The 22449-nt window shown below is 71.7% G+C and carries 15 protein-coding genes; 9 read left to right on the forward strand and 6 right to left on the reverse strand.

Annotated features, from left to right (window positions below):
- Window positions 1–24: 24 nt before the first annotated feature.
- From ahcY to POL72_RS25605, 4 genes are all read right to left on the reverse strand, one after another.
- Window positions 25–1341, reverse strand: a complete 1317-nt coding sequence (gene ahcY / locus POL72_RS25590) for an adenosylhomocysteinase (RefSeq protein WP_272098183.1) — start codon at window positions 1339–1341, stop codon at window positions 25–27.
- A complete protein-coding gene (locus tag POL72_RS25595; RefSeq protein WP_272098184.1) occupies window positions 1331–2443 on the reverse strand; it encodes an ArsR/SmtB family transcription factor in 1113 nt (370 codons plus the stop codon). The genes ahcY and POL72_RS25595 overlap by 11 nt, the downstream gene beginning before the upstream one ends.
- Window positions 2444–2693: 250 nt before the next feature.
- Window positions 2694–3989, reverse strand: coding sequence for a M16 family metallopeptidase (locus tag POL72_RS25600; protein ID WP_272098185.1), 1296 nt, complete (start codon window positions 3987–3989; stop codon window positions 2694–2696).
- On the reverse strand, window positions 3986–5815 hold the full coding sequence (locus tag POL72_RS25605; RefSeq protein WP_272098186.1) for a peptidylprolyl isomerase: 1830 nt from the start codon (window positions 5813–5815) through the stop codon (window positions 3986–3988). Before POL72_RS25605 ends, POL72_RS25600 begins: the two co-directional genes overlap by 4 nt.
- Before the next feature lie 129 nt (window positions 5816–5944).
- On the opposite strand from POL72_RS25605, the gene POL72_RS25610 reads away from it, so the two are divergent.
- The 4 genes from POL72_RS25610 to POL72_RS25620 all read left to right on the forward strand — a co-directional run bounded on the left by POL72_RS25610 (window position 5945) and on the right by POL72_RS25620 (window position 9634).
- A complete protein-coding gene (locus POL72_RS25610) occupies window positions 5945–6454 on the forward strand; it encodes a hypothetical protein (RefSeq protein ID WP_272098187.1) in 510 nt (169 codons plus the stop codon).
- Window positions 6455–6578: 124 nt separating this feature from the next.
- On the forward strand, window positions 6579–6962 hold the full coding sequence (locus tag POL72_RS51835; protein ID WP_373372243.1) for a PilZ domain-containing protein: 384 nt from the start codon (window positions 6579–6581) through the stop codon (window positions 6960–6962).
- 127 nt (window positions 6963–7089) lie between these two features.
- Window positions 7090–7515: a hypothetical protein gene (locus POL72_RS25615; RefSeq protein ID WP_272098188.1), complete on the forward strand. Its 426-nt coding sequence runs from the start codon at window positions 7090–7092 to the stop codon at window positions 7513–7515.
- A gap of 10 nt (window positions 7516–7525) precedes the next feature.
- A complete protein-coding gene (locus POL72_RS25620) occupies window positions 7526–9634 on the forward strand; it encodes an ATP-dependent DNA helicase (protein WP_272098189.1) in 2109 nt (702 codons plus the stop codon).
- Between the two features lie 82 nt (window positions 9635–9716).
- Here the strand turns inward: POL72_RS25620 and POL72_RS25625 are convergent, their stop codons facing one another.
- On the reverse strand, window positions 9717–11369 hold the full coding sequence (locus POL72_RS25625; protein ID WP_272098190.1) for a DUF8728 domain-containing protein: 1653 nt from the start codon (window positions 11367–11369) through the stop codon (window positions 9717–9719).
- A 179-nt stretch (window positions 11370–11548) separates the two neighbouring features.
- Between POL72_RS25625 and POL72_RS25630 the strand changes: the two genes are divergently transcribed.
- From POL72_RS25630 to POL72_RS25650, 5 genes are all read left to right on the forward strand, one after another.
- On the forward strand, window positions 11549–12136 hold the full coding sequence (locus POL72_RS25630; RefSeq protein ID WP_272098191.1) for a gluconate 2-dehydrogenase subunit 3 family protein: 588 nt from the start codon (window positions 11549–11551) through the stop codon (window positions 12134–12136).
- On the forward strand, window positions 12133–13779 hold the full coding sequence (locus POL72_RS25635) for a GMC family oxidoreductase N-terminal domain-containing protein (protein ID WP_272098192.1): 1647 nt from the start codon (window positions 12133–12135) through the stop codon (window positions 13777–13779). The genes POL72_RS25630 and POL72_RS25635 overlap by 4 nt, the downstream gene beginning before the upstream one ends.
- Window positions 13780–14075: 296 nt before the next feature.
- Complete coding sequence (locus tag POL72_RS25640) at window positions 14076–15809, forward strand: sigma-54-dependent transcriptional regulator (protein ID WP_272098193.1); 1734 nt, start codon at window positions 14076–14078, stop codon at window positions 15807–15809.
- A gap of 401 nt (window positions 15810–16210) precedes the next feature.
- Complete coding sequence (locus POL72_RS25645; RefSeq protein ID WP_272098194.1) at window positions 16211–17548, forward strand: zinc-ribbon domain-containing protein; 1338 nt, start codon at window positions 16211–16213, stop codon at window positions 17546–17548.
- 209 nt (window positions 17549–17757) lie between these two features.
- Window positions 17758–20859: a hypothetical protein gene (locus POL72_RS25650; RefSeq protein ID WP_272098195.1), complete on the forward strand. Its 3102-nt coding sequence runs from the start codon at window positions 17758–17760 to the stop codon at window positions 20857–20859.
- A gap of 4 nt (window positions 20860–20863) precedes the next feature.
- Here the strand turns inward: POL72_RS25650 and POL72_RS25655 are convergent, their stop codons facing one another.
- Entirely contained in the window at window positions 20864–22438 is a 1575-nt protein-coding gene (locus tag POL72_RS25655; protein ID WP_272098196.1) for a hypothetical protein, read from the reverse strand.
- Between the last annotated feature and the right edge of the window lie 11 nt (window positions 22439–22449).

Here is a 22449-nt window from a genome sequence, read left to right on the forward strand (position 1 = left end):
GCGGAGGCGCCGAAAGCCCGCCGCTCAGTAGCGGTAGTTCTCGGCCTTGAAGGGGCCCTCGGCGGGGACGCCCAGGTACTTCGCCTGCTCCGTCGTGAGCTGGGTCAGCTCGACCCCGAGCTTCGGCAGGTGCAGCGCCGCGACCTTCTCGTCGAGCTTCTTCGGCAGCAGGTGGACGCCGATCGTGTGCTTCTCGGTCCACAGGGCGATCTGCGCGAGGACCTGGTTGGAGAACGAGGTCGACATCACGAACGACGGGTGGCCGGTGGCGCAACCGAGGTTCACGAGCCGGCCGCGCGCGAGGACGATCAGCCGCTTGCCGTCCGGGAAGATGAAGTGATCGACCTGCGGCTTGATGTTCTCCTCCTTGATCTCGGGGTTCTTCTCGAGCCACGCGATCTGGATCTCCGAGTCGAAGTGCCCGATGTTGCAGAGGATCGCCTCGTCCTTCATCGCGAGCATGTGCTCCGCCCGGACGACGTTCTCGCAGCCCGTCGCCGTGACGAAGATGTCGCCGACCGGGGCGACGGTCTCGAGGCGCTTCACCTCGTAGCCCTCCATCGCCGCCTGCAGCGCGCAGATCGGGTCGATCTCGGTGATGATCACGCGCGCCCCCAGGCCGCGCAGCGACTGCGCGCACCCCTTGCCGACGTCGCCGTAGCCGCACACGACGGCGACCTTGCCGGCGAACATCACGTCGGTGGCCCGCTTGATCCCGTCGCCCAGCGACTCGCGGCAACCGTAGAGGTTGTCGAACTTGCTCTTGGTCACCGAGTCGTTGACGTTGATCGCGGGCACCTTCAGCTTGCCCGCGCGGTGCATCTCGTAGAGCCGGTGCACGCCGGTCGTCGTCTCCTCGGAGAGCCCGCGGATCGGGTCGGCGCCGGTGAAGAGCTCCGGGTGCTTCTCGTGGGCGACGATCGTGAGATCGCCGCCGTCATCGAGGATCATGTTGGGCCCCTTGCCGCCCTTGAAGGCGTAGAGCTGCTGCTCGATGCACCAGTCGTACTCCTCGAGGGTCTCGCCCTTCCACGCGAAGACCGGGATGCCGGCCGCCGCGATCGCCGCCGCCGCGTGGTCCTGCGTCGAGTAGATGTTGCAGCTCGTCCACGTGACCTCCGCGCCGAGGGCCACCAGCGTCTCGATCAGCACCGCCGTCTGGATCGTCATGTGGAGGCAGCCGGCGACGCGCGCGCCCTTGAGCGGCTGCGTCGGGCCGTACTCCGCCCTGAGCGCCATCAGCCCGGGCATCTCCTTCTCGGCGATGCGGATCTCCTTGCGACCCCAGTCCGCGAGCGTGATGTCGGCGACCTTGTAGGAGAGCTTCTTCTCAGCAGTCATGGTGTCCCTTTGCCTTTTCGGTGAATGCGCTTGTGCGCGCGCCGCGCCAGCCGACGAGCAGCTGCCAAACCAGGTGTCGATCCGGGCCTTCGCCCTGCCATGCGGACGGCAGCCGCCGGAGCTCGACGCCGCAGAGCCCGGCCTCCTCGGCGAGGCCTCGGAGGTCGCCCGGCGAGAAGCCGAGCCAGATGTCCGCCTCCTGCTCCCGGAGGGCCTGATCGTGGTGCGCCTCGTAATCGAGCACGCACACCGCGCCCCCGCGGGCGTGAGCGCCGTCGCCGCGGCCTTGGGCGGCCGGGCGCGCGAGCTCGACGAGCGCGCGCATCGCCTTCGCCGGCTGAGGCGCGTGGTGCAGCACGCGCGCCGCGAAGACGACGTCGGCGCCCCCGGAGAGGGCCTCGCCGGCCTCCGGAGGATCGCCGCCGAGCGCGCGCGCCACGGCCCGGATCACCTCGGGCCCGTCGATCTCGCCGCACACCAGCTCGACGTTCTCGAGGCTGCGCCTCCGCAGGCGCTCCCCGGCGAGCTGCAGCTGCGCGCTCGCGCGATCGAGCGCGACGACGCGATCGAAGACGGGCGACAGCACCTCGAGCAGCGCCCCGTCGCCGGTGCCCGCGTCGACCGCCAGCCGCCGATGGGGCAGGAGCGGCGCGAGCGCCGCGAGGTAGGCGGCGAGCTCGGACGGCGGCCCCGGGCGCAACGGCCGCCCGCCGCGCGCGAAGAACTCGCGCGTCTCGGCGTCGCGCGCGGCCAGCACCTCCTCGACGCGCGCGAGCGTCCCGTCCGCCGCGCACGCGCGCTGGCCCGCGCGCACGGCGTCGTCGACCACGGGATCGGTCGTCGCGCGCGGGTCCAGGCGGAGCAGCGTCCACGTCCCCTGGCGCCGGGCGAGCAGGATCCCCGCCTCGCGGAGCGCGGCCGCGTGGCGGGAGATCTTCGGCTGACCCTCGCGGAGCAGCTCGGCCAGCTCTCCGACGGCGAGCTCTTCCGCCGCGGCCAGGCCGAGGAGCCGCACCCGCACCGGATCCGCCAGCAGCCGGTACAGCTCGCACCGCGCGACCGCCTCCTCCGGTTGAGCCGGCGTCTCTACGACCGAGACCATGGCTCATACATATGTGTTGATGCGCATGGATGCAAATAGATTATTCAAGGCCCTGAACGCGCTCGGTTCCCCTCGAAAGCCCCCGCTGACACGTATGCCCGGGCACCACGGCTCGCGCGCCGGGGCAGGTAGCAGGGGCGAGCGATGCGCACGGGGGCGCCCTTCAGCGACCGCCCCCTTGCCGGGCCCCTTCCGCTTCCTCTGCGATCGTCGCTGTCGTGGTGCGTCGCGGCTCTTGGCTCGCGCTGGGTCAACCGAACGAGCGGACGGCCTTCTCCAGCTTCGCCTCTTCCGAGGAGCGGAGCAGGCCCACGGCCACCACGGTCAGGCGCTCCGGCCTGAACAGCGCGCGCGCGGCGTCGCGCACGTCGGCGACGCTGACGCGCGCGAGCTCCTCGTGCCGCGCCTCCGGGGTGCGCGTGATGTCGGCGAGCGCGGCGAGCCCATGGAAGCCGGCGGTCGCCTCGACGTCGTCGAGCATCGCCTCCACCGACCAGAGGTGGCGGTCCCGCGCCTTGGCGAGCTCGTCCTCGCGCGGGCCGACCTCGGCGAGCTCGCGGAGCAACGCGAAGATCTCCCGGACCACCACGGTCGCGCGGTCGTGCTGGACGCCCGCGGCGATGTCGACGACCCCGTCGTCCTCGTAGGCCTCGAACATCCCCGACACGTCGTAGCAGAGGCCCAGCCGATCGCAGATCCGCTCGTACAGCCGCGTCGACATGCCGTCGTCGAGGACGCGGAGCAGCATCTCCACGGCGGGCTCGCGCGGATCGCGCTCGCTCACGCCCCGGAACGCGATCCGCAGATCGGTCTGGCTCGACTGGTTCTCGATGAAGCGGAACCTCGGCTTCTTCTGCCCGTTGGGCGGCGGCGCGGCGGGCACCTGCTCGCCGCGCGGCATGGCGCCGAAGTGCCGCTCGGCGGCCCGCGCGCACGCCTCGGGATCGAGCCGACCCGCCAGGCAGAGCACCGCGTTCGCCGTCGTGTAGTGCCGGGCGTGGTGGGCGCGCAGCATCGGCTCGTCGAACCGATCGAGCGCCGCGATGTCGCCCGTGATGGTGAACCCGAGCGGGTGTCGCTCGTACATGAGCGCGCGCGCGTTGTTGTCCGCGTCGATGTCGCGCCCCTCGTCGTCGAGGTCCTCGAGGATCTCCTCGCGCACGATGCCGCGCTCGACCTCGATCGCGGTGAAGCGGGGCGACGTGGTCACCTCGCCGAGCAGGGCGAGCACCGGCTCCAGGTTCGTCGGCGGCACGGAGATGCTCATCACGCCGTGGTCGACGTGGGTCGCCGCGTAGAGCGTCCCTCCGAGGCGCTCGAAGGCGAGCGCCTGCGCGTGCGCGGACGGCAGCGTCGACGTCCCCCGGAACACCATGTGCTCCAGGAAGTGCGAGATTCCGTTGTTCTGCTGGCTCTCGAACCGTGAGCCGACGCGCAGGTACAGCGAGGCGACCGCCCGGTGGACGTGCGGTTGCGGGACGAGGACGACCTTGAGGCCGTTCGGGAGGACGACGTCGCGCGCGTCACGCAGCGGGAGCGACGTCATTCCCCCTCGTCTTCGAGCGGCAGCGGCGGCTCGCCGGAGCCATCCTCGGCAGGCTTGGACTCCTTCAGGAGGTTCTGGTCGTACTTCACCTCGCTGCCGATCGTCGACTTCAGCCGGCGCACGTACCCGATGAGCGCGTCGTTCTGCTTCGCGGCGCGCATGGCCGACGTGTAGAACTCGCGGTCCTTGTCCCACTGCTCCTGGCTCGCGGAGGTCTTCTCCTTGAGCTGGATCACGGCATAACCGTTCGCCAGCGCCACGACGTCCTTGGGCAGATCGCCCGGCTTGTCGAGCTGGAAGGCGATGCGCGCGGCCTCGGTGCTGTCCTTCGCGTCCGCGATGGGCGAGCCGGAGACATTGAACGGCAGGCTCGTCTCGACGGTGGGCCGGTTCGGGTGGTTCGCGATCGTGTAGGGAGCCCGCGCATCCCCGGCATCGGCCTGGCCATCCTCCTTCGCGCCCGCCTCCTTGTTCCCTTCCTGCTTCGCCGCGGCGGGCTCGCCGCCCGCCTTCGCGCCCGGCGCCGCGGTGCCTGCCTTCTCGCTCGCTTTCTCCTTCGGTTTCGCCGGCGTGAGCTGGGCCATGTAGGCGGCGAGCGCGTCCTCCAGCGACTTGCCGCCCGCGGCGGCGGCGAGCACCTGCTTCGCGGCCTCGGCCGCGAGCCGCTCCGACTCGTGGGCGATGTAGAGGTCGCGCGCCGCCTCTTGCCGGCCGATCTTCTCGGCCTCGGCGTCCTTCGCGATCTGCTCGAGCTTGATCACGTGGAAGCCGTCCTCGGTCTCGATGAGGTCCGACACGTCGCCCGCCTTCATCTCGAAGAGCTTGTCCTCGACAGGCTTGCTCAGGCGGCCCTTGGCCACGCATCCGAGCTCGCCGCCGCGCGCCGCGCTCGGCCCGTCGCTCGCGGTGCGGGCCACGTCGGCGAAGCTCTCGCCCTTCTTGAGGCGCTGGACCGCGCCCTCGATCCGCGCCTTCGCGGCCGCCTTGCCCGCCTCCGGCCCCTGCTCGGCCTCCTCGGGCTTCACCTCGACCACGAGCTCTCGGGCGACGCGGCACTCGGGCTGATACTGCGCCTTCCGCCCCTCCCAGGCCTTGTCGAGCTCTTCCTTGTTGGTGTCGGCCCAGGCCTGGATCGCCTTCTCCGACGTGTCCACGATGAGGTCGCTGTAGAAGCGCCGGTCGAAGCGCACGTAGGCGAGCGTCCTGGTGGATTTCTCGCGCGAGAACTGCTCGAACGCCTCATTCTCGCCGACACGGACCCGCGCCCGGATGAGGTCGCGCATCCGGGCGGCGATGAGCTCCTTCCGCTGGTAATCGCGGAAGTCGGTGGGGCTCATCTTCGTGATGTTCCGGATTTGCTTCTCGTACTGCTTGTTGTCGAATTTCTTCGTTTGCCGGTTGCGGACGTCCAGGTAGCGAGTGAGGTCTTCCCGGAGGCTGAGGGCGTAACCGACCTGGCGGATCTTGTCTGCCGGGAGCGAGACATGGACCCTGCCAGACACGAGCTCGTTCGTGAGCTCGTCGTCCGAGACGGTGATCCCGAGGCGCTTCGCGTCCTCATTGAGGAGCCACCGCTCGTAGAGCCCCTCCGCCGTGAGCCGCCGGTAACCCATCGCCCGGAGGCGGTTTTCGTCGACGCTCCGCATCGCGAGCAGGTTCTTGGACGCGTTGAAGTCGGTCGAGGAGATGCAGCTGCCTCGGACCTCGACGGCACAGGTCCTTCCGGCCGACTGCACGGGGCCCGTGCTCGGGCGGAACTGGACGATGAAGACGACGGCGATCGCGATGATGATGGCAGCGCCGAAGATTTGGCTCAGTCTGTTCACGAAGGGCTCGCTCCCGGGGCGTGCGCCGCTCGCTCTTCGAGCGGCCTCCCGCCTTGGCCTGGCGCGGCATAGCACGGCGTCGACGGCGTGTCTTTACGGCGGTCGGGAGCGGGGCTAGGGGCTCATGCCATGGCAAGCTCGAAGTCACAGCTCCCCGATTGCGGCCTCTACCTGACGACAAAGCCGCTCCCCGGACACGAGGACAAGGTGCCTGCTGGCACCCTCGTTTCCTTCCACAACCACTCGGACAACGGTCTGCCGACGGTCACGACGCCCGACCACAACGTTCACAACCGCTGGCACTTCCACGGTCCTGCGGTCGCGTTCCGGGGCACGACGTGGGCGGACTCCCTGCAGCGCCTCCCCGCCGAAGGGTTCTACACGCTTCGCAAGGAGCTCGCGTTCGACGGCGGCAACTGGCCGAAGGGCACGCTGGTGCAGCTCGGTTACACGCAGGCGGGCATGCCTATCCTGTTCATCGCCCGTGTGCGTTCGCGGCTTCAGGAGAACGACCTCTTCTTCTCCGACAAGGGCGTAGGCATCAAGCGCGAGCAGCTGTCCCTGCTCGAGCCCGTCTCCGTCTTCGAGGAGCCGAGCGACGGCTCCGGTCACCAGCCCGACCACGCAGACGCGCACTGAGCGACCGCTGTTGGGGGCGCGTCCTCGTGCGCCATGCAGGACCCAGCTCTCCCGTCCACGCTGAATATCGACCGGAGCCCACATTTCTGTCCCCAGGTACGGCGTGTGCTTGTAATTTTCTTTCGTGATTCGACGCAGAACCCTCACACCCCCGTCCCTCCAGATTCCCCCTGAGCTCCTGGCCAACCGTCGCAGGAGCCCCCGCCGCGAGCTGAGCGAACGGGTACGCCTGGAGACCGGCGAGCGCGCCGTCGCCGGCTGGACGCTGAACGTGAGCGTCGGCGGGCTCAGGGTAGTGATAGAAAATTCACTCGACCCTGGTACGGAACTAACGGTCTGGCTCGACGGCAGGAGCCCGCGTCCAGGTAGGATAATGTGGGTACAAGACGAGCCCGATGGGTCGATCGTCGGTGTGTGTTTCCTGGATGGTCTGGAGGATCGAGAGGGCATCAACGGCCTGGGGGGCCTGGAAGGCGGCCCCTCGAGGTCGCCGCGATCGAGCTCCTGAGCACACACGAGCGCGCCGGCGTTCCAGAGCGCCACACGTGGTCGGCGCTGTCGGCTTGACGAGGCACCCGCAATTTTGCGATGGATGTTCCTGCTGACAGCTGGGGGTAGCCGGAAACCAGCGGAAGATGCCGACACCCGCGGAGATAAAGAAGGCCCTGCTCCAGGCCGGATTCGAGGTCTACCGCACCCGGGGCGACGCCGTGCAGGTCGCGGAGCGGGTGCGGGAGAACCTCCTCATGGACTCGGGGATCGTCGTGGGCGCCGAGCCGCTGCGGGTCGGGTTCATCGTGCGCGCCCAGCGCAACGATTTCCCGGGGGCGGCGGACGAGCAGCTCTTCGAGCGGGCGCGCGGGATGGCCGAGGTCGCCGTGGCGCATGGCTACACCGAGGCCGAGGCCGCCCTCCGCCACGTCCGCGACCCCGGCGACGCCGAGCGGACGCTCGATACGTGGTGCGAGGTCCACTTCGAGAAGCGCGTGGCGTCGCTCGAGCTCGCCGTCAGCGAGGTGGGGTTCGCCCTCTCGCTGGAGAAGACCGCCCTGCCGCGCTGAGCGGTACGCGATGCCCTTCGATCGAGCCGCGAGCCTGCTCGGGCCCTCTGGCCCGTTCGCGCGTGGCCTGGACGGGTACGAGGACCGAGAGGGGCAGGTGGCGATGGCGAGCGCCGTCGAGCGGGCGCTCGCGGAGGACCGCATCCTCCTTTGCGAGGCGGGCACCGGGACGGGCAAGACGCTCGCCTACCTGGTGCCCGCGATCCTGAGCGGTCGCAAGGTCGTCGTCTCGACCGCGACGAAGGCGCTCGAGGACCAGATCTACACGAAGGATCTGCCGCTCGTGGCCGAGCACCTCCGGCTGGATCCGCGCGCGGCGCTCGTGAAGGGGCTCGGCAACTACCTGTGCCTGCGGCGCTTCAGCGAGCTCCGGACGAGCCCCGGCGCGGGCGCCGGGATCGCGGGGCGCTCGCTGCCGCTGATCGAGGCGTGGGCGCAGGAGACCGAGATGGGCGACGTCGCGGAGCTCGCCCACCTCGCCGAGGGGGATCCGCTCTGGCGAGAGGTCGCGTCGTCCAGCGAGACGCGCCTCGGCGCCTCGTGCGAGCACTTCGAGCGGTGCTTCGTCACGCGGATGAAGCGCGACAGCGAGGCGGCGCGCCTCCTCGTCGTCAACCACCACCTCTTCTTCGCGGATCTCGCGCTGAAGATCGCCGGAGCGCGCCGCGGCTTCGCCGGCGCCGGCGCGCTCCCGCCGTACGATGCGGTCATCTTCGACGAGGCGCACCAGCTCGAGGACATCGCGACGGGCTTCTTCGGCGTCCGCGTCTCGCGCGCGCGGGTCGACTCGATGCTGCGCGACGCGGACCGGGCCTTCATCGCGTCGGGCCTCGCCGATCGCATCCTCGGGCGGGGCGAGGGGACGGCGATCACGGCCGTCGTGCGCGAGTCCGCGGACGCGCTCTTCGATCGGCTCGCCTCGCTGGGCGGCGCCGCCGCCGGCGGCGGGGATCGCGGCGAGGCCCGGAGCCCGCTCGCCAGGGACGCCTGGTCCGGCGAGCTGCTCGACGCGTACCACCGCCTCGACGACCACCTCGAGGCGCTCGCGGCGTACGCGAGCGCGAACGCGATCAGCGAGGCGGTGCAGCTCGTCGGCAACCGCGCCGCGCAGCTGCGGGACGACGCGGCGCGCATCGTCGACCCCGCGACGAACCAGGTCACGTGGGTCGAGGTGCGCGGCCGCGCCGTCTCGTTCGGCGCGTCGCCGGTCGATCTCGGGGACATGCTGCGCGAGCACGTCTTCGAGCGGATCGGCGCCGTGGTGCTGACGAGCGCCACGCTGACGACGAGCGGCTCCGCCGGGGCAAAGTTCCGCTTCCTCCGCTCGCGCATGGGCCTCGACGAGGACGTGTCGGTCCCTGTCGACGAGCTCGAGGTCCCGTCGCCCTTCGACTACCCGACCGCCGCGCTGCTCTACACGCCGCGCGATCTCCCCGAGGCGACCGACGCTGCGTTCGTCGAGCGCGCCGCCGATCGCGCGGCCGAGCTCATCGGCATCACGGGCGGCGGCGCGTTCCTCCTCTGCACGTCGATCCGCGCGATGAACGCGCTCGCCGCGGCCCTCCGCGTCCGGTTCGCGCGCGCCTCGGCGGTCGCCCGGGCGGACGGGAGCGCTCCGGGGCGGCAGGCTCCGCTGCTCGTGCAGGGGGACGCGCCGAAGGGCGCGCTGCTGCGCCGCTTCCGCGCAGAGCGGCACGCGGTGCTCGTCGCGACGATGAGCTTCTGGGAAGGGGTGGACGTCCCCGGCGAGGCGCTGCGCCTCGTGATCATCGAGAAGCTCCCGTTCGCCGTGCCGACCGATCCCGTCGTCGCGGCCCGGTGCACGGCGATCGAGCAGAACGGCGGCAACCCGTTCATCGCCTACAGCGTGCCGCAGGCCGCGATCACCTTGAAGCAGGGCTTCGGCCGGCTGATCCGCGCGCGCACCGATCGCGGCATCGTCGCGATCCTGGACCGCAGGATCCGCACGCGCGGCTACGGCCGCGTGCTGCTCGACAGCTTGCCCGACGCGCGCCGGACCGACCGCATCGAGGACGTGCGCGCGTTCTGGGCGGCCCGCGCGGCCGACGCGGAAGCGGAGCGAGGAGCAGCGCCGGCCGGGACAGGCGCGCGGACGTGAGGCGCGGGGCGAAGGGGCCGCGAGGCGAAGCGCGAGACGAGGCGCACGCTCCGGCGACGCGCGCGCTTCGTCGGAGCGCTCGTCAGGGATACGACGTCTTCCCGTAGATGCACCAGGCGCCGCCCTTCCGGAGGGCGATGGCCTGGAGGAGCCTGTAGTCGGCCTTGAACCTGGGGTCGTCGTACGAGGCGCGGGAGGAGGGCACCGTCGGGTTCTTGCAGTCGATCCCGGAGGAGATGACCAAGAAGTAACGCGGGTTCTTCGCGAAGATCGCGTCGGTGTAGCCGGCCCCGACCTTGTGCGTGTACCCGCCCGGCAGGCGGGAGACCTCGGGGCTGAGCAGCCCGAGCATGTCGACGACCGGGAAGCCCGTGCGGTAACCGACGTAGCCGATGTCGGCCAGCGCGATGGGGCCAGGCTCCGCGTTCTGGGCGAGCCACTCCGCGGAGCGCCCTGCCGCGTCGTCCCAGAAGCCCTTGTCGTTGACGAGGAGGTTCCGCTGGGCCCGCACGAGCTCGCCGGCGCGGGTCGCGATCGTGATCGCGCCGAACGCTGCGATCGCGATCGACGCCACGCGCTCGCGGCGCGCTGCGATCGCGCGGACCGCGTCGTCGACGAGCAGGAACGCGAACGGCTCTGCCGGCGCGAGGAACCGGAAGTAAGGCATCCAGTCGCCGCCCACCGCGACGACGTACACGCCGAAGAGCAGCGCGATCGACGCGATCGCGAGGCCGCTCCGGCGCCGGTGGACGATGGACGAGGCGACCGACAGGAGCCCGAGCCACAGGAAGGCGCCGGCGTGCTGCGCGTACTTGCGGACGTAGTCGCCCCCGCCCTGGATTTGCAGCGCGAAGTCGCCCGTCTTCGCGGCGAGCGTGTTCGGGAGCCATGCGCCGTAGTAGCTGTGCCGCCACACGAGGTGCGCGGCGACCGGGAGCGCGAACGCGACAAGGCGCAGCGCGCTCCGGCGCGAGAGCGCCTGCTCCGAGTGCCAGACGACGAGCAGACCGAGGAACAGCGGCGCCTCAGGGCGGGTGAGCGCGGCGAGCGCGAACACAGCGCCGGACAAGGGGAACCAGGGGAACGAGGAGAAGACGAGCGCGGATCGAGCGCCGCCGTCGTCGCTGGCGGCGTCCTCTTCACGGAAGAAGAGCTCGGTCCCCGCGAGCGTGAGCAGGAGGAACAGCGGCGTCTCCAGCCCGAACACCGCGTAGCCGGAGAAGAGGACGCTCATCGCGAGCAGCCACGTCGCGAGGCAGGGCACGTTCGAGAACGGACGCAGCCGCCGGGAGAGGAGGTACGTCGGGACGAGCGCACCTGCAGCGCAGGCGGCGCCGAGCACCTTCGACGCCGCCGCCGGCGCCGCGCCGAGCTTCACCGCCGCGGCGAGGAGCACCGTCCAGAGGAAGTTCGTGTAGCCCTCGACGCGCTCGCCCACGTTGTAAACGAGCCCATTTCCGTTCGCGAGGTTCTCCGCGTACCGGAACGAGATGTATGCGTCGTCGATCGTGAAGCTCGCGACGCGGAGCGCAGCCGCGATCGTGATCACCATCGGCGCGAGCAGCCCGAGCGTGAGCTCCAGCGAAGCGGGGAGGGGAGCGCCAGCGAGCCAGCTTCGAAGATCGCGCGCCGGCGAGGCGTGGCGCTCCGCTCCCGACGGCTCCTCGCCTTCGAGGGACTCGTCGTATCCCACCTCCTCGCTCCTCTCCCCTGTGGCCACGGGCTCGTCGCTCATCGGGCGCCGACCATACCGCGATTGTCACAGCCACAACGTCGAGCCGCGTAAATCGGGACAGGATGGTGTGCGCACATCCCGACGCAGTGCGAACGAAATTGCGCACTCCGACTGCAGGACTACGCTGTCGAGGCAGCCACGGCGACGGCTTCCCGTGCTGACAAGGAAGGAGTCGAGTGATGAGCGAGCTCGTTGCGCACCTGCCCGTGATCGGTCCCCTCGTCGCCCTGGTGGCGCTCGCCCTCGCCGCCGTCTTCCTCGCGCGCAGGGCGTCGGCTCCTGCTGCTCCCTCTTCCGCGCTGTCCGTGAAGGAGCGGGCCATCGTGGCGGCCTGCGCTGACGCCCTGTTCCCGGCCGGGGGTCCAATCCCGGTCTCCGGCACGGAGGCCGGGCTGGTCGAGTACATGGACCGCTACGTCGCGCGCACGCCGCGGCCTCTCCGGCCCTACATGCGGCTGCTGTTCCACTTCGTCGAGCTCTCGCCGTGGGTCTTTGGGCCGCGCCGCGCCCGCTTCACGCGTCTCCCGCAGGCCGATCGCATCGCGGTGCTCGCGTCGATGGCGCAGAGCTGCATCTATCTCCGGCGGGTGACGTTCCTCTCGCTGCGGACGATGCTCTCGATGGGGTATCTCGCGAACGAGAAGGTCGCCGGCGCGATCGGCGTCGCCTGCTGCGCCACGCCCTTCGAGCGCCGCGCCGCCGGGAGAGCGGCGGGTGAGCCCGCCGCCGCGGCGCCCCCGTCGCTCGTGCCGGGGGTGACGGCATGAAGCTCCCCGTCTTCCCGGAACCGCCTCGCGCCGTGAGCCGCGAGCGCGGCGAGCGGCGCTCGCTCTCCGAGGCCACGCTCCGATCGCGGGGCGCTGTGGAGCCGCTCGCGCCCGGCGAGCCGCGCACCCAGGTGAAGGTGTTCGCCGACTACGAGGGCGAGGTGCGGGCGTCGTGCGAGGTGCTCGTCGTCGGCTCGGGTCCGGGCGGCGCGGTCGTCGCCAAGGAGCTCGCCGAGGCGGGGCGCGACGTGATCCTCGTCGAGGAGGGGCCGCCGTTCGGGGTGGAGGATTTCCGCCAGGAGGCGGGCGAGTCGCTCTCGCGCACGCTGCGCGAGGGCGGGATGCGCGCCGCCCGCGGGCGCATGCTCATCCCGACCATGCAGGCGATCGCGCTCGGGGGCGGCTCGGTCGTCAACTCGGCCATCTGCGCGCGCTCGCCCGCCTGGGTGTTCGACAAGTGGGCAGAGCGGACCGGCACGGCCTCGCTCACCCTGGACGCGCTGCTGCCCCACTACGATCGCGTCGAGCGCCTGCTCGGCGTCTCGCCCACGCCGATGGAAGTGCAGGGCGAGCGCAACCTGCGCTTCAAGCGCGGCTGCGATGCGCTGGGGCTGTCGAGCGAGCCGACCCACCGCAACGTGCGCGGCTGCCGCGGCTCGGGCGAGTGCTTCACGGGGTGTCGCAACCGCGCAAAGATGTCGACCGACGTCTCGTACGTCCCCGCCGCGATCCGGGCGGGCGCGCGCGTCTTCACCAGCGTGCGCGCCGAGCACCTGCTCCTCTCCGGCAGGCGCGCCGCCGGGATGCGCGGGCGCACGATCGAGCCCTTCACGTGGCGCGAGGGGGCGCCCGTCGAGATAAGGGCGGAGCTCGTCGTGCTCGCGGCCGGCTGCATGGCGACCCCGCTCATCCTGCTCCGCAGCGGCGCCGCCGGCTCGAGCGGCTACGTGGGCAACGAGCTGCAGCTCCACCCGGGGCTCGCCATCATGGCGGTGTTCCCCGAGCCCATCGATCCATGGGAGGGCGCGACCCAGGGCTATCATTCGCTCCACTTCATCGAGCAAGGGATCAAGCTGGAGGTCCTCTGGTCGCCTCCGGCGGTGCTCGCCGCGCGATTCCCCGGCTTCGGGCACGACTACCAGCGTCACCTCCGGACATACAACCGGATGGCGCCGTTCGACGTCATCATTGCTGCCGAGCAGTCGCGCGGGACGGTGCGTCCGAAGCGAGGCAGCTGGGACCCTGATGTGCGATTCGACTACGCACCGCGCGACGTCGAGAAGATCCAGCGCGGTCTCGGCATCCTGTCCGACATCTGCTGGGCGGCGGGGGCCTCGTCGATCCTGCCCGGGCTGCACGGGGTGCCCGACGAGCTGAGGTCGCCGAAAGAAGCCGAGATCCTGAAGAGCAAACGGCTCGACGGACGAGACACGATCACCGCGGCGAATCACGCCTTCGGCACGGCGCGGATGTCGAGGCGCCCGCGGGACGGGGTGGTCGATGAGGAGGGGCGCTGCCACGATCTGGACAATGTGTACGTCGCTGACACGAGCGTCTTTCCTGGAAGTCCCGCAGTGAATCCGATGCTTACGTGCATGGCGCTGGCCGATCGGATCGCATGCGGCATCATCGAGCGCTGGTGAGGCGCGCGGCGGCGTGTCACCACAGGAGTCAGTGAGCCAGGGGCGCCGCATCCGTCGGGCAGGCACGGCATGTCGCGGACGGTATGTGAGGGGGGCTTTGCACCCGAGAAGGAGGCAACTCCCGAGTTGATACGAGGCCCCCGCGAGGTACAAGTTTAACGGCACGTTTCAACTCGCACGGGGCCGAGCCGTCCGTCCGCCGAGCTGGGAGGGAAGCTTTGGGACCGAACGCAGTTTCAGCTGCAATTCCGCGCGGATCGCGCTCGCCGCATCGGAGCCACAGCCATCACGGCCGCGTGCTCCTCGTCGAAGACGAGCCCGACCAGGCGGCCATCCTCGAGGCGGTACTGCGCCACGAAGGGCTCGACGTCGTCGTGGCGTCGAGCGGCGAGCAAGCGCTCGAGATCCACCAGCGGACGCCGGCTGACGTGCTCGTCACGGATCTCAACCTGCCGGGCATGACGGGGGTCGATCTGATGCGCCGGCTCTCGCCCGGCGAGCTCGAGGGGCCCGAGCCGAAGGCGCCGCCGCCCCACGTGGTCATGGTCACCGGCGCGGCGTCGATCACGAGCGCCGTCGACGCGCTCAAGCTGGGAGCGGCCGACTACCTCCAGAAGCCGCTCGATCCGGCGCGCCTCGTGCTGCTCGTGCGCGAGCTCCTCTCGTCGCCGCCGACCGAGTTCGACGACGACGATCCCCTCCATGGGCAGCTCGTGTTCGAGGGGATGATCGGCGGCTCGCCGCGGATGCGGGAGGTCTTCACCCGCATCGATCGCGTCGCCGCGACGATGGCCCCCGTGCTCATCGTCGGCGAGAGCGGCACGGGCAAGGAGCTCGTCGCGCGCGCCATCCACAACCGGAGCCGCCGCCGCGCGGGACCGTTCGTGCCGGTCCACACGGGCGCGATCCCGCGCGAGCTCATCGGCAGCGAGCTCTTCGGCCACGAGAAGGGCTCGTTCACCGGCGCGTTCGCGGCCGCGGAGGGCAAGTTCGAGGCGGCGGCTGGCGGCACCGTCTTCCTCGACGAGGTAGGCACGATGGACGCGGCCGTGCAGGTCAGCCTCCTCCGCGTGCTCGAGACGTACAGGTTCACGCGCGTCGGCGGGCGCAAGGAGATCGAGGCCGACGTCCGCGTCGTCGCCGCCACGAACAAGGACCTGCTCGACCTCGTCGACGACTGCGTCTTCCGCGAGGACCTCTACTACCGGCTCAACGTGTTCACGGTGACGCTGCCCCCGCTGCGCGAGCGCAGGGAGGACGTCCTGCCCATCGCCGAGCGCTTCCTGCTGAAGTTCGCCAAGCGCTACGGCACCCCGGCCCGCCGCCTCTCGGACGCCGCCGTCGAGCGGCTGGCCGAGCACGACTGGCCCGGCAACGTCCGCGAGCTGCGCAACGTCATCGAGCAGACGGCGCTCTTCGCCTCGAACGAGCTGGTGTCGGCCAACGACGTCCAGCTCGGCCAGGGCCGGATCGAGCGGCGCGCGGGCCGGCGTTCCTATGACAGCATCCCGTCGGCGAGGGTGGCGGCGCCGGTCGCCCCTGCCGAGCCGGCCGAGCCGCTCTCCGTGCCGATCGTTCATGCCGCCGACCTGGTGGTCCCCTCCGAGCCCGTGCCGTCGCACGTCGGCGCGCAGCCCGTGCCGTCCTCAATCGGCCCTGCCTCGATGCCGCGGAGGCCGGGGGAGGCGGGCACGCACGAGGCCGAGCCGTCGCGGGACGCCGGCGAAGCGGCGGAGCACCCGCTCGTGCTGCGCCTTCCTGTCGGGACGCGCCTGGCGGATGCGGAGCGCAAGCTCATCCTGCTGACCCTCGAGGCGGTGCGCGGCAACAAACAGCGCGCCGCCCGCGTGCTCGGGATCAGCCGCCGCGGCCTGTACTCGAAGCTGCAGGCGTACGGGGAGCACGTGGGGAGCCACGAGGCCCAGGGGCACAGCGAGAGCGCCGAGCCGCAGGACCCGGTCGACGACGTGCCGGTCGTCACCGACGAGCCCGCCCTGGAAGAGCTCGGCTCCGCGCGCGGCGACGCCTGACGGGCATCCTTGCCGCTCCGCGCCGCGAACGCACGCCGCGCCGCGCCGCGAGCTCACACCGCCACACCGCAGGTTCGCAGTACCGCAGCAATCACGGGTCGCGCGGGCGCGCCGAGTGTGAGCCGCCTCCCAGCGCGGATGGGCCCATGAGCCGCGCCGCGAGGCGGCTGGTCGCACTCCGGGACCCGACCTGCGCGCTGCTGCGCCGCACCCCGACAACGGTCCCGTCGGCGGTCCGTCCCTTTGTGCTTTACGAAGGGACGACGACCTCGGCTATCGTAAAGCGGAGCTGCGAGATCAGACGCGCGACTGGCACGTCAGAGAGCGGGCCACCGGCGCGGTATCAAGGTAAACTCTACGCGACGCCTCGCCGGCACTACACCCCAGCGGGCCAGCCCCCAATGAAGATCACCTGCCAGTCCTGTCAGTCGAAGTACACCGTCTCGGACGAGAAGGTCCAAGGCAGAACCGTCAAGATCAAGTGCCGCAAATGCGGCGCCACGATCCTCGTGAACAGCTCGGGCGTGACGACGAACGGCGGGCTCGCCGATCCGGTGTCCGGCACGAGCGTTCCGAATGACGGGACGACGTACCTGGTCAACGTGGCGGACGGCGATCAGCGCTCGATGGCGCTGGCCGAGATCGTCACGAGCTACCAGTCGGGGGTGATCAACGCCGAGACGTACGTCTGGGCGGACGGCATGGCCGACTGGCAGCCGCTCGGCCAGATCGACTCGATCGTCGCGGCCCTGCACGCAGGCAGCGCTCCTGCCTCTGCGGCCGCGCAGGAGCCGGCGCCGGTGCAGTCGACGTCCGTGCCCAGCGGGGGAGCGGCCCTCGGGCAGACCTCCCCGGGCGTCGAGTCGGTCGCGGCGGCCGCTCCTCGGGCAGCGGCGGTGCGTCGCGATCCAGCGCGCCCGACGCAGGATCTCTTCGGCGGGAGCCCGGGCGTCGAGGCGCACCGGCCCAGCTCCGACGATGTGGCGACGAGCGCACCGCTCTTCAAGAGCGGCGCCGCGCCTGGCCAGCGCGACGAGAACTCGATGCTGTTCTCGCTGAGCGCCCTCACGGCGAAGGCCGCCGCTCCTGCCCCGGCGCGGGCGGCCGTCAGCGCCTCGGAGGACTCCGGCCTCATCGACCTGAAGGCCCTCGCATCGGGAGCCGGCGTCCGAGCGCCGTCGCCCGTCGCGAGCATCGTCGCCAACGATGGCGGCCTGTTCCAGCTCAGCGCGCCGATCGTGACCACGGCGCGAGCGCCGTCGGTCGCGCCGCCGAACGTCGGCGAGGCCCCTTCCAAGAACCGCGCCCCCTTGATCATCGGCGCGGGCATCGCGATCGCGGGCATCGCGATCGCAGGCGTCTTCTTCCTGATGAAGGGCGGCGGCAGCACGCCGGTCCCCGCCGCGGTGGAGACGACGCCGCCCACGGCCGCCGCGCCGGCGACGACGGCGCCCCCCGAGCCGGAGCCGGCGCCCACCGCGTCGGCGACGGCGTCGGCGACCGCGACGGCAGAGCCGGTCGCGAGCGCTGCGCCGAGCGCCACGCCGACGGCAGCAGGGGCGCGCCCGAGCACGAGGCCGTCGACGCGACCGAGCACCGGCGGCAGCACCGCAGGCAAGCAGACGCCTGCTGCCGCCGCCCCGGCGCCGGCCGCTCCGGCCCCCGCGAAGCGCGGCGGCTGCGGGTGCGCGGCCGGCGATCTGATGTGCGCGATGCAGTGCTCCGCAAAGGGCAAGTGAACGCGCGCAGGCCGTCGTCCGATCGGTGAGCGCAGATCCTCGTCGCCGGAGCCGCGCGCGCGGCGGCTGCTCCGGCGCCGGCTCTGCAATGCGCGAACGGCATGAGCCAGACGCGGCAGACACGCACGACGCGCGCCGCGGCTGGACCTTCGAGCGGGCGCCCGCAAGGACGGTGCGGCGCCCGGACCGCCGCGCTAGCATCGTCCGTCATGAGTGAGCCCGACGGGCGGCTGCGCGCGCCGATGCCTCGGTGGATGCCGGGCGCGGCGCGGCGCTCCGCGATGGCGCTGCTCCTCTGCGCGAGCGCGGCAGGGTGCGGTGGACGGGCGGCGATGACGCCATCCGGAGGACAGCCGTCGAGCGATCGCGGCGCCGCTGGGCACGCGTCGCGCCAGGCTCCGGGCGGGCGAGCCTCGCAGGGCGCGCTCGTGACCATGGTCACTCCATCGCGGCTGCTCCCGGACCTCGTCGGAGAGCGCGGCGTGGTGGCCAGCGAGGCGGGGGCCAAGCGGGTGCTCATCGATCGCATGCGCGTCGTCGCGCACGACGACGGATCGCTCGAGCGCGCCGCCGACCTGTTGCCGTCGGGTCAGGTCACCTCGCTCAAGCTGCCGACGCGCCTGGGCGGCGGTTACCTGTTCTACTCCTCGAACCGAGGCAGCGCGCAGCTCTGGCGGGCCCAAGCGTGGCTCGCCCCGCTCGAGCCGCTCGTCCAGCTGCCGTCGGAGGCGAACGAGATCCTCGCGGGGTTCGATCGCCTCTACGCTCGGCTCTCGCACAGCCACCGGCTCCTCGCGATCGACGCGCAGACGGGCGCGGCGATGCCGCTCGGCCCGCTCCCACCGGCGAGCTCGTACGGCCAGATCGCGTTCGCCGACGGCTGGCGCGCCGTGGTCGAGGCCGATCTGCGCGGCTTGCTCGTCACGTTCGACGCAGGGGCCACCTGGCGTGAGGTCGAGATCGACGCGCGGCCGACCTCCGTCGCCGTCGTCGGCGGCGATCCTGCCGTGATGACCGCGAGCGGGCTCTACGCGGTCGATGCGCGCGGCGGCGTGACGTACCGCACGCTGGAGGCCTCCGACGAGGTGCACGAGCCGCCGGCGCGCGCCCAGGGGCCTCTCGGGAGGCGCCCGCTGCGCGCGGCGGTCGAGGACGGGTGGCCCGACTCAAGCACGACCGCGGTGGTGGCTCGCGGCGGCGCCCTGGCGCGCGTCTCGCTGCGCGACGGGGCGGTCATCGACGTCGCGCCCGACGCCTATCCGGAGCGAGAGGCGGCCTGCCATGCGATCCGCGCGGGGGCGTCGTTCGGGTTCGTGTGCGGCGAGCGCGAGGGGCCGACGACCCTGTACGCCTTCCAGCCGCCGCTCGGCATGCGCCGGCTGATGCGCTTCGACGAGCCCCGCTTCGTTGTCGCGAGCGGCAACGGTGCGCTGGTGATCCGCGGCTCCTGCAGCGAGGACAGCGCGGTGCGCGCCGGGCGTGCGTACTGCGTCGTCGCCGCCGACGGGCGCACCCGCGAGATCCACGTCCGCGCGCCCGCGCGAGACGCCGGCATCGAGCGCGTCGTCGCGCTGTCCGACGGCCGCATCGCCGTCCTCTCGCCGCCTCGCCTGGACGCATCGGGGCAGCTCACGCTGCTCGAGGGGAGCGACGTCACGACCGTCCCGCTGATCCTCCCGGGAAAGCCGCGCAGCACCGCGCGCGATCTGCAGCGCGGCATGTGGATCGAAGGGTTCGAAGAGCGTGAGCCCGGCGTCATCGGCGGCTGGGTAGAGGCAGGCGGTCCGATCGTGGGCGTTCGGATCGACGCGAAGAGCGGGAAGGTGACCGCCGGCGCGCCGCGCCAGGACGGCACGGGCGCGCTGTTGTCAGGGCGGTTCGCGTTCTCCCTCGGAGAAGGCGAGCGCGCCGCCGAGTCGACGGACGGCGGGATGACCTGGCGCGCGCTCGATCTGCCGGAGCGGGACGACGACACCGCGGCGTCGAGGACGCGCGCGTGCGGCCCCGTCGGCTGCGTCTTCAGGGGCTGGATCCGGGTCGGCTGGGGCAAGGCGGCGATGCCGGACGATCTCGCCGAGGCGAAGCCGCCGCCGGTGCTTCAGATGCCGCTCCGCGCAGGGAGCCCGATCGCGATGCGCTGCGAGGCCCTCGGCTCCTCGACGCCACCGCTGCCGGACAAGCCTTCCGCCGCGCCGTCTGCGCGCGCCGAGGGAGCGCGCCCGGCCTCGTCGGTCACGCGCTCGGCGTCGACGGAGACACCGACGTCGCCGTGGGCTCCTTTCCGCAACACGCCGCCGCCCAAGCGCGGGGCGGACGAGATCGGCCTCGACAACGGGGCTCCGTACGACATCGTGACGATGCGCGCCTACGCATGGGGCAAGCGAGGCGCAGACTGGGCGCGCGCCGGGCGCTGGCTCCTCCGTTTCGACGATCGCTTCGACCCGGATGGCGGGGTGCGCTCCAGCGGCGTGAGCGCCTCGCCTTGGTCGGATGAGGCGTCGGCCGCCGAGGCGCTCGGGGTGGTGAGCCAGGGGGCGGCGTCCTGGGGCGCGTACCTCGACCCTGGCGGACGGGCCGCGCTGACCCACGTGTGTCGCGGCGCCGGATGCAGCCTGTTCGCAGCCTCTGAAGGGCTGCCGATCCTTCCGTTGCGCGACAGCGCCGGCCGCGCCGGCAATTTCCTCCGGCCGTTTCCGAGCGGCGCCGTGCGGCTCGGCGAGACGTGGTTCTTCGTGACGCCCGGCGGCTCGTATGACGTCGTGGCGCTGTGGCGCGCCGACCTCGGGATCGCGCGGCAGCTGGCGACCTACTATCGGCCTGGCCGCGCCGGCTACGGCGTGGATCCTCCGCGCCTGGTCCGGCGTGCGCTGGGCGGCGGTGTCGGCCTGCTCATCTCGGCGGCTCCCGACCCTGGCGTGCGCGCCGGCTCCTGGCACGTGCTCCCGATCGACCGCGAGACCGGCGCGCTCGGCGAGGCGGTGCCGCTCGGCCGCAAGGACCTCGCGGATACACGGCTCGAGCGTTGTACTCCGGGGCAGGACGGCTGGCTCCTCGACACGAGCCTGGAGGGCTCGCCGAGCTTCGATGTCGTCGGCAGCTCTCCCTCCCTCGACGGCGCCGAGTTCAGGCTTCGCCTCGATCCAGGCAGCGCGTGCGTCGAGGCGATGGCGGTGAGGCTGCAGGGCGCCTTCTCGAAGGCGCCCGAGAAGCAGAGCGACGTCGGCGCCGGCGCGATCCCGCTCGCTGCGACCGAGCGCGCGACGGGTCGGAGGTGGCGGTTGCGCTGCGAGCCGAAGGACGCCGCCAGATGATCCGCTAGTGGGTGATGGCGTCCGGCGAAACCGCGTTCACCCGCCCTTCGACGCCGACCTCCTCGCCTTGCCCGTAGCGGATGGCCCCGAGCCAGTCGGCCGTCCATGCGATCGGCGTGGCGGAGCTGTCGAGCTGCGCAGGGCCTGACGCGTTCACGACGATCTCGCCGATCATCCCTGCCTTCTCCGATGCCTCCGTGCCAGCGCGCCACAGGAGCTTGAGCCCGCCAGCGCACAGCATCGCCATGCAGTCGCTGGAGCAGTCGGAGTAGCCGCCGAGCAGCTCGCCGAGCGCCTGGCACTCTGCCGCAGCGGCGAGCGCTGCAGGGACGGACTCCGCATCCGCCTCCGCTGCGACCCCGAGCCCGGTCACTCCGCCGATGTATCGGGTCGGCGACCACGTCAGCGTCCCCGCGAGCCGGAGCACGTCGCCGGGATCCGCCGTCCACGACATGAAATGTTCCGATGGTACGCCCGCGTTGTCAGCGGTCACGCTGCCGAGCCAGCTCGCCTCGAAGAGCGCGCGTCCCTGCATGTCTCCCGCGCCGCTCAGCTGGCCATCGAGCGCGAGCGGCGTACCCGCGAGCCCGGCATGGGCCCATCCACGACACCTGTTGCGCAGGGGGACTGGGAGGGCGGCGAGGTGCGCCTGTGCCGCCGCGTCCCAGTCACCCTCGATGCGCTGCGCGGCAAACGCGGTCGCCTGGGCCGGCGGCGCCGCGCGCTGCATCGCGTCGAGCAGGGACGCGGCTTCCGCGCCGGCAGGCAAGAACGCGTCGAGCAGCTGCTCGGTCGCTGCTTCGAGCATCGCGGTCAGCCCCTCAGCCGTCACGAGGGTCAGCTTCGTGTCGAGGCGCGTCGCCGCCATATCGATCGGCAGGTCCTTGATCGGGACCCAGACGTCGCGCGCCGACCCGGCCAGCAGCTCTCGTTCGCCCACGCAACCCCACATGATCCGACCGCTGTGCAGAGCGACGGTAAGGCTCGGCCCTACAGGCGCGCCCTTGACGACCACCGGCTCGCCTGGACCGCCGTGCGCCACGAGCGCGCCCACGGGTGCTTCGGGCGCAGCAGCCGCGATCTCCTCGCAGGTGGCCTCCGCGACGACGCTCGCCGTCCAGCCCTTCGCGACCCGCGTTCCGTCGTAGACCGGGATGACGCGGAGCGTGCCGAAGCCCTCTGCGCTCACCGAAACACCGAGCTCGGCGGATGGCCCCTTCTTCGTCGCGGCGCGGAGCCGAAACGTGCTCCCCAGAGTCGACGCGTGGAGCTGAACCGAGGCCCTGCCATTTTCGTCCGCGACGGCCGTCGTGCGGTCGACCCATGCACCCGCAGCTTCGCCGAGGAGGGTGAAGCTCACCTCGTAGGGCGCGGGCGGTTGTCCCGTGACCCAGACCGTGCGCAGCTCCCCTGGCACGAGTTGGAGCGTACCTTCCTCCTCGAACGCCAAGACGGTGGGTTGAGCGGCGTCCCCGGGCGTATCGGGGCCATCCACCGACCCCTCGGCCATACGAAAAGAGCAGGACGCCAGTCCGACGATGGCGATCCAGGGAGCCGAGTACTTCCAAGGCAAGCTCACGCTTGGAGTGT

The sequence above is a fragment of the Sorangium aterium genome, assembly GCF_028368935.1.
Lineage (GTDB): Bacteria > Myxococcota_A > Polyangia > Polyangiales > Polyangiaceae > Sorangium > Sorangium atrum.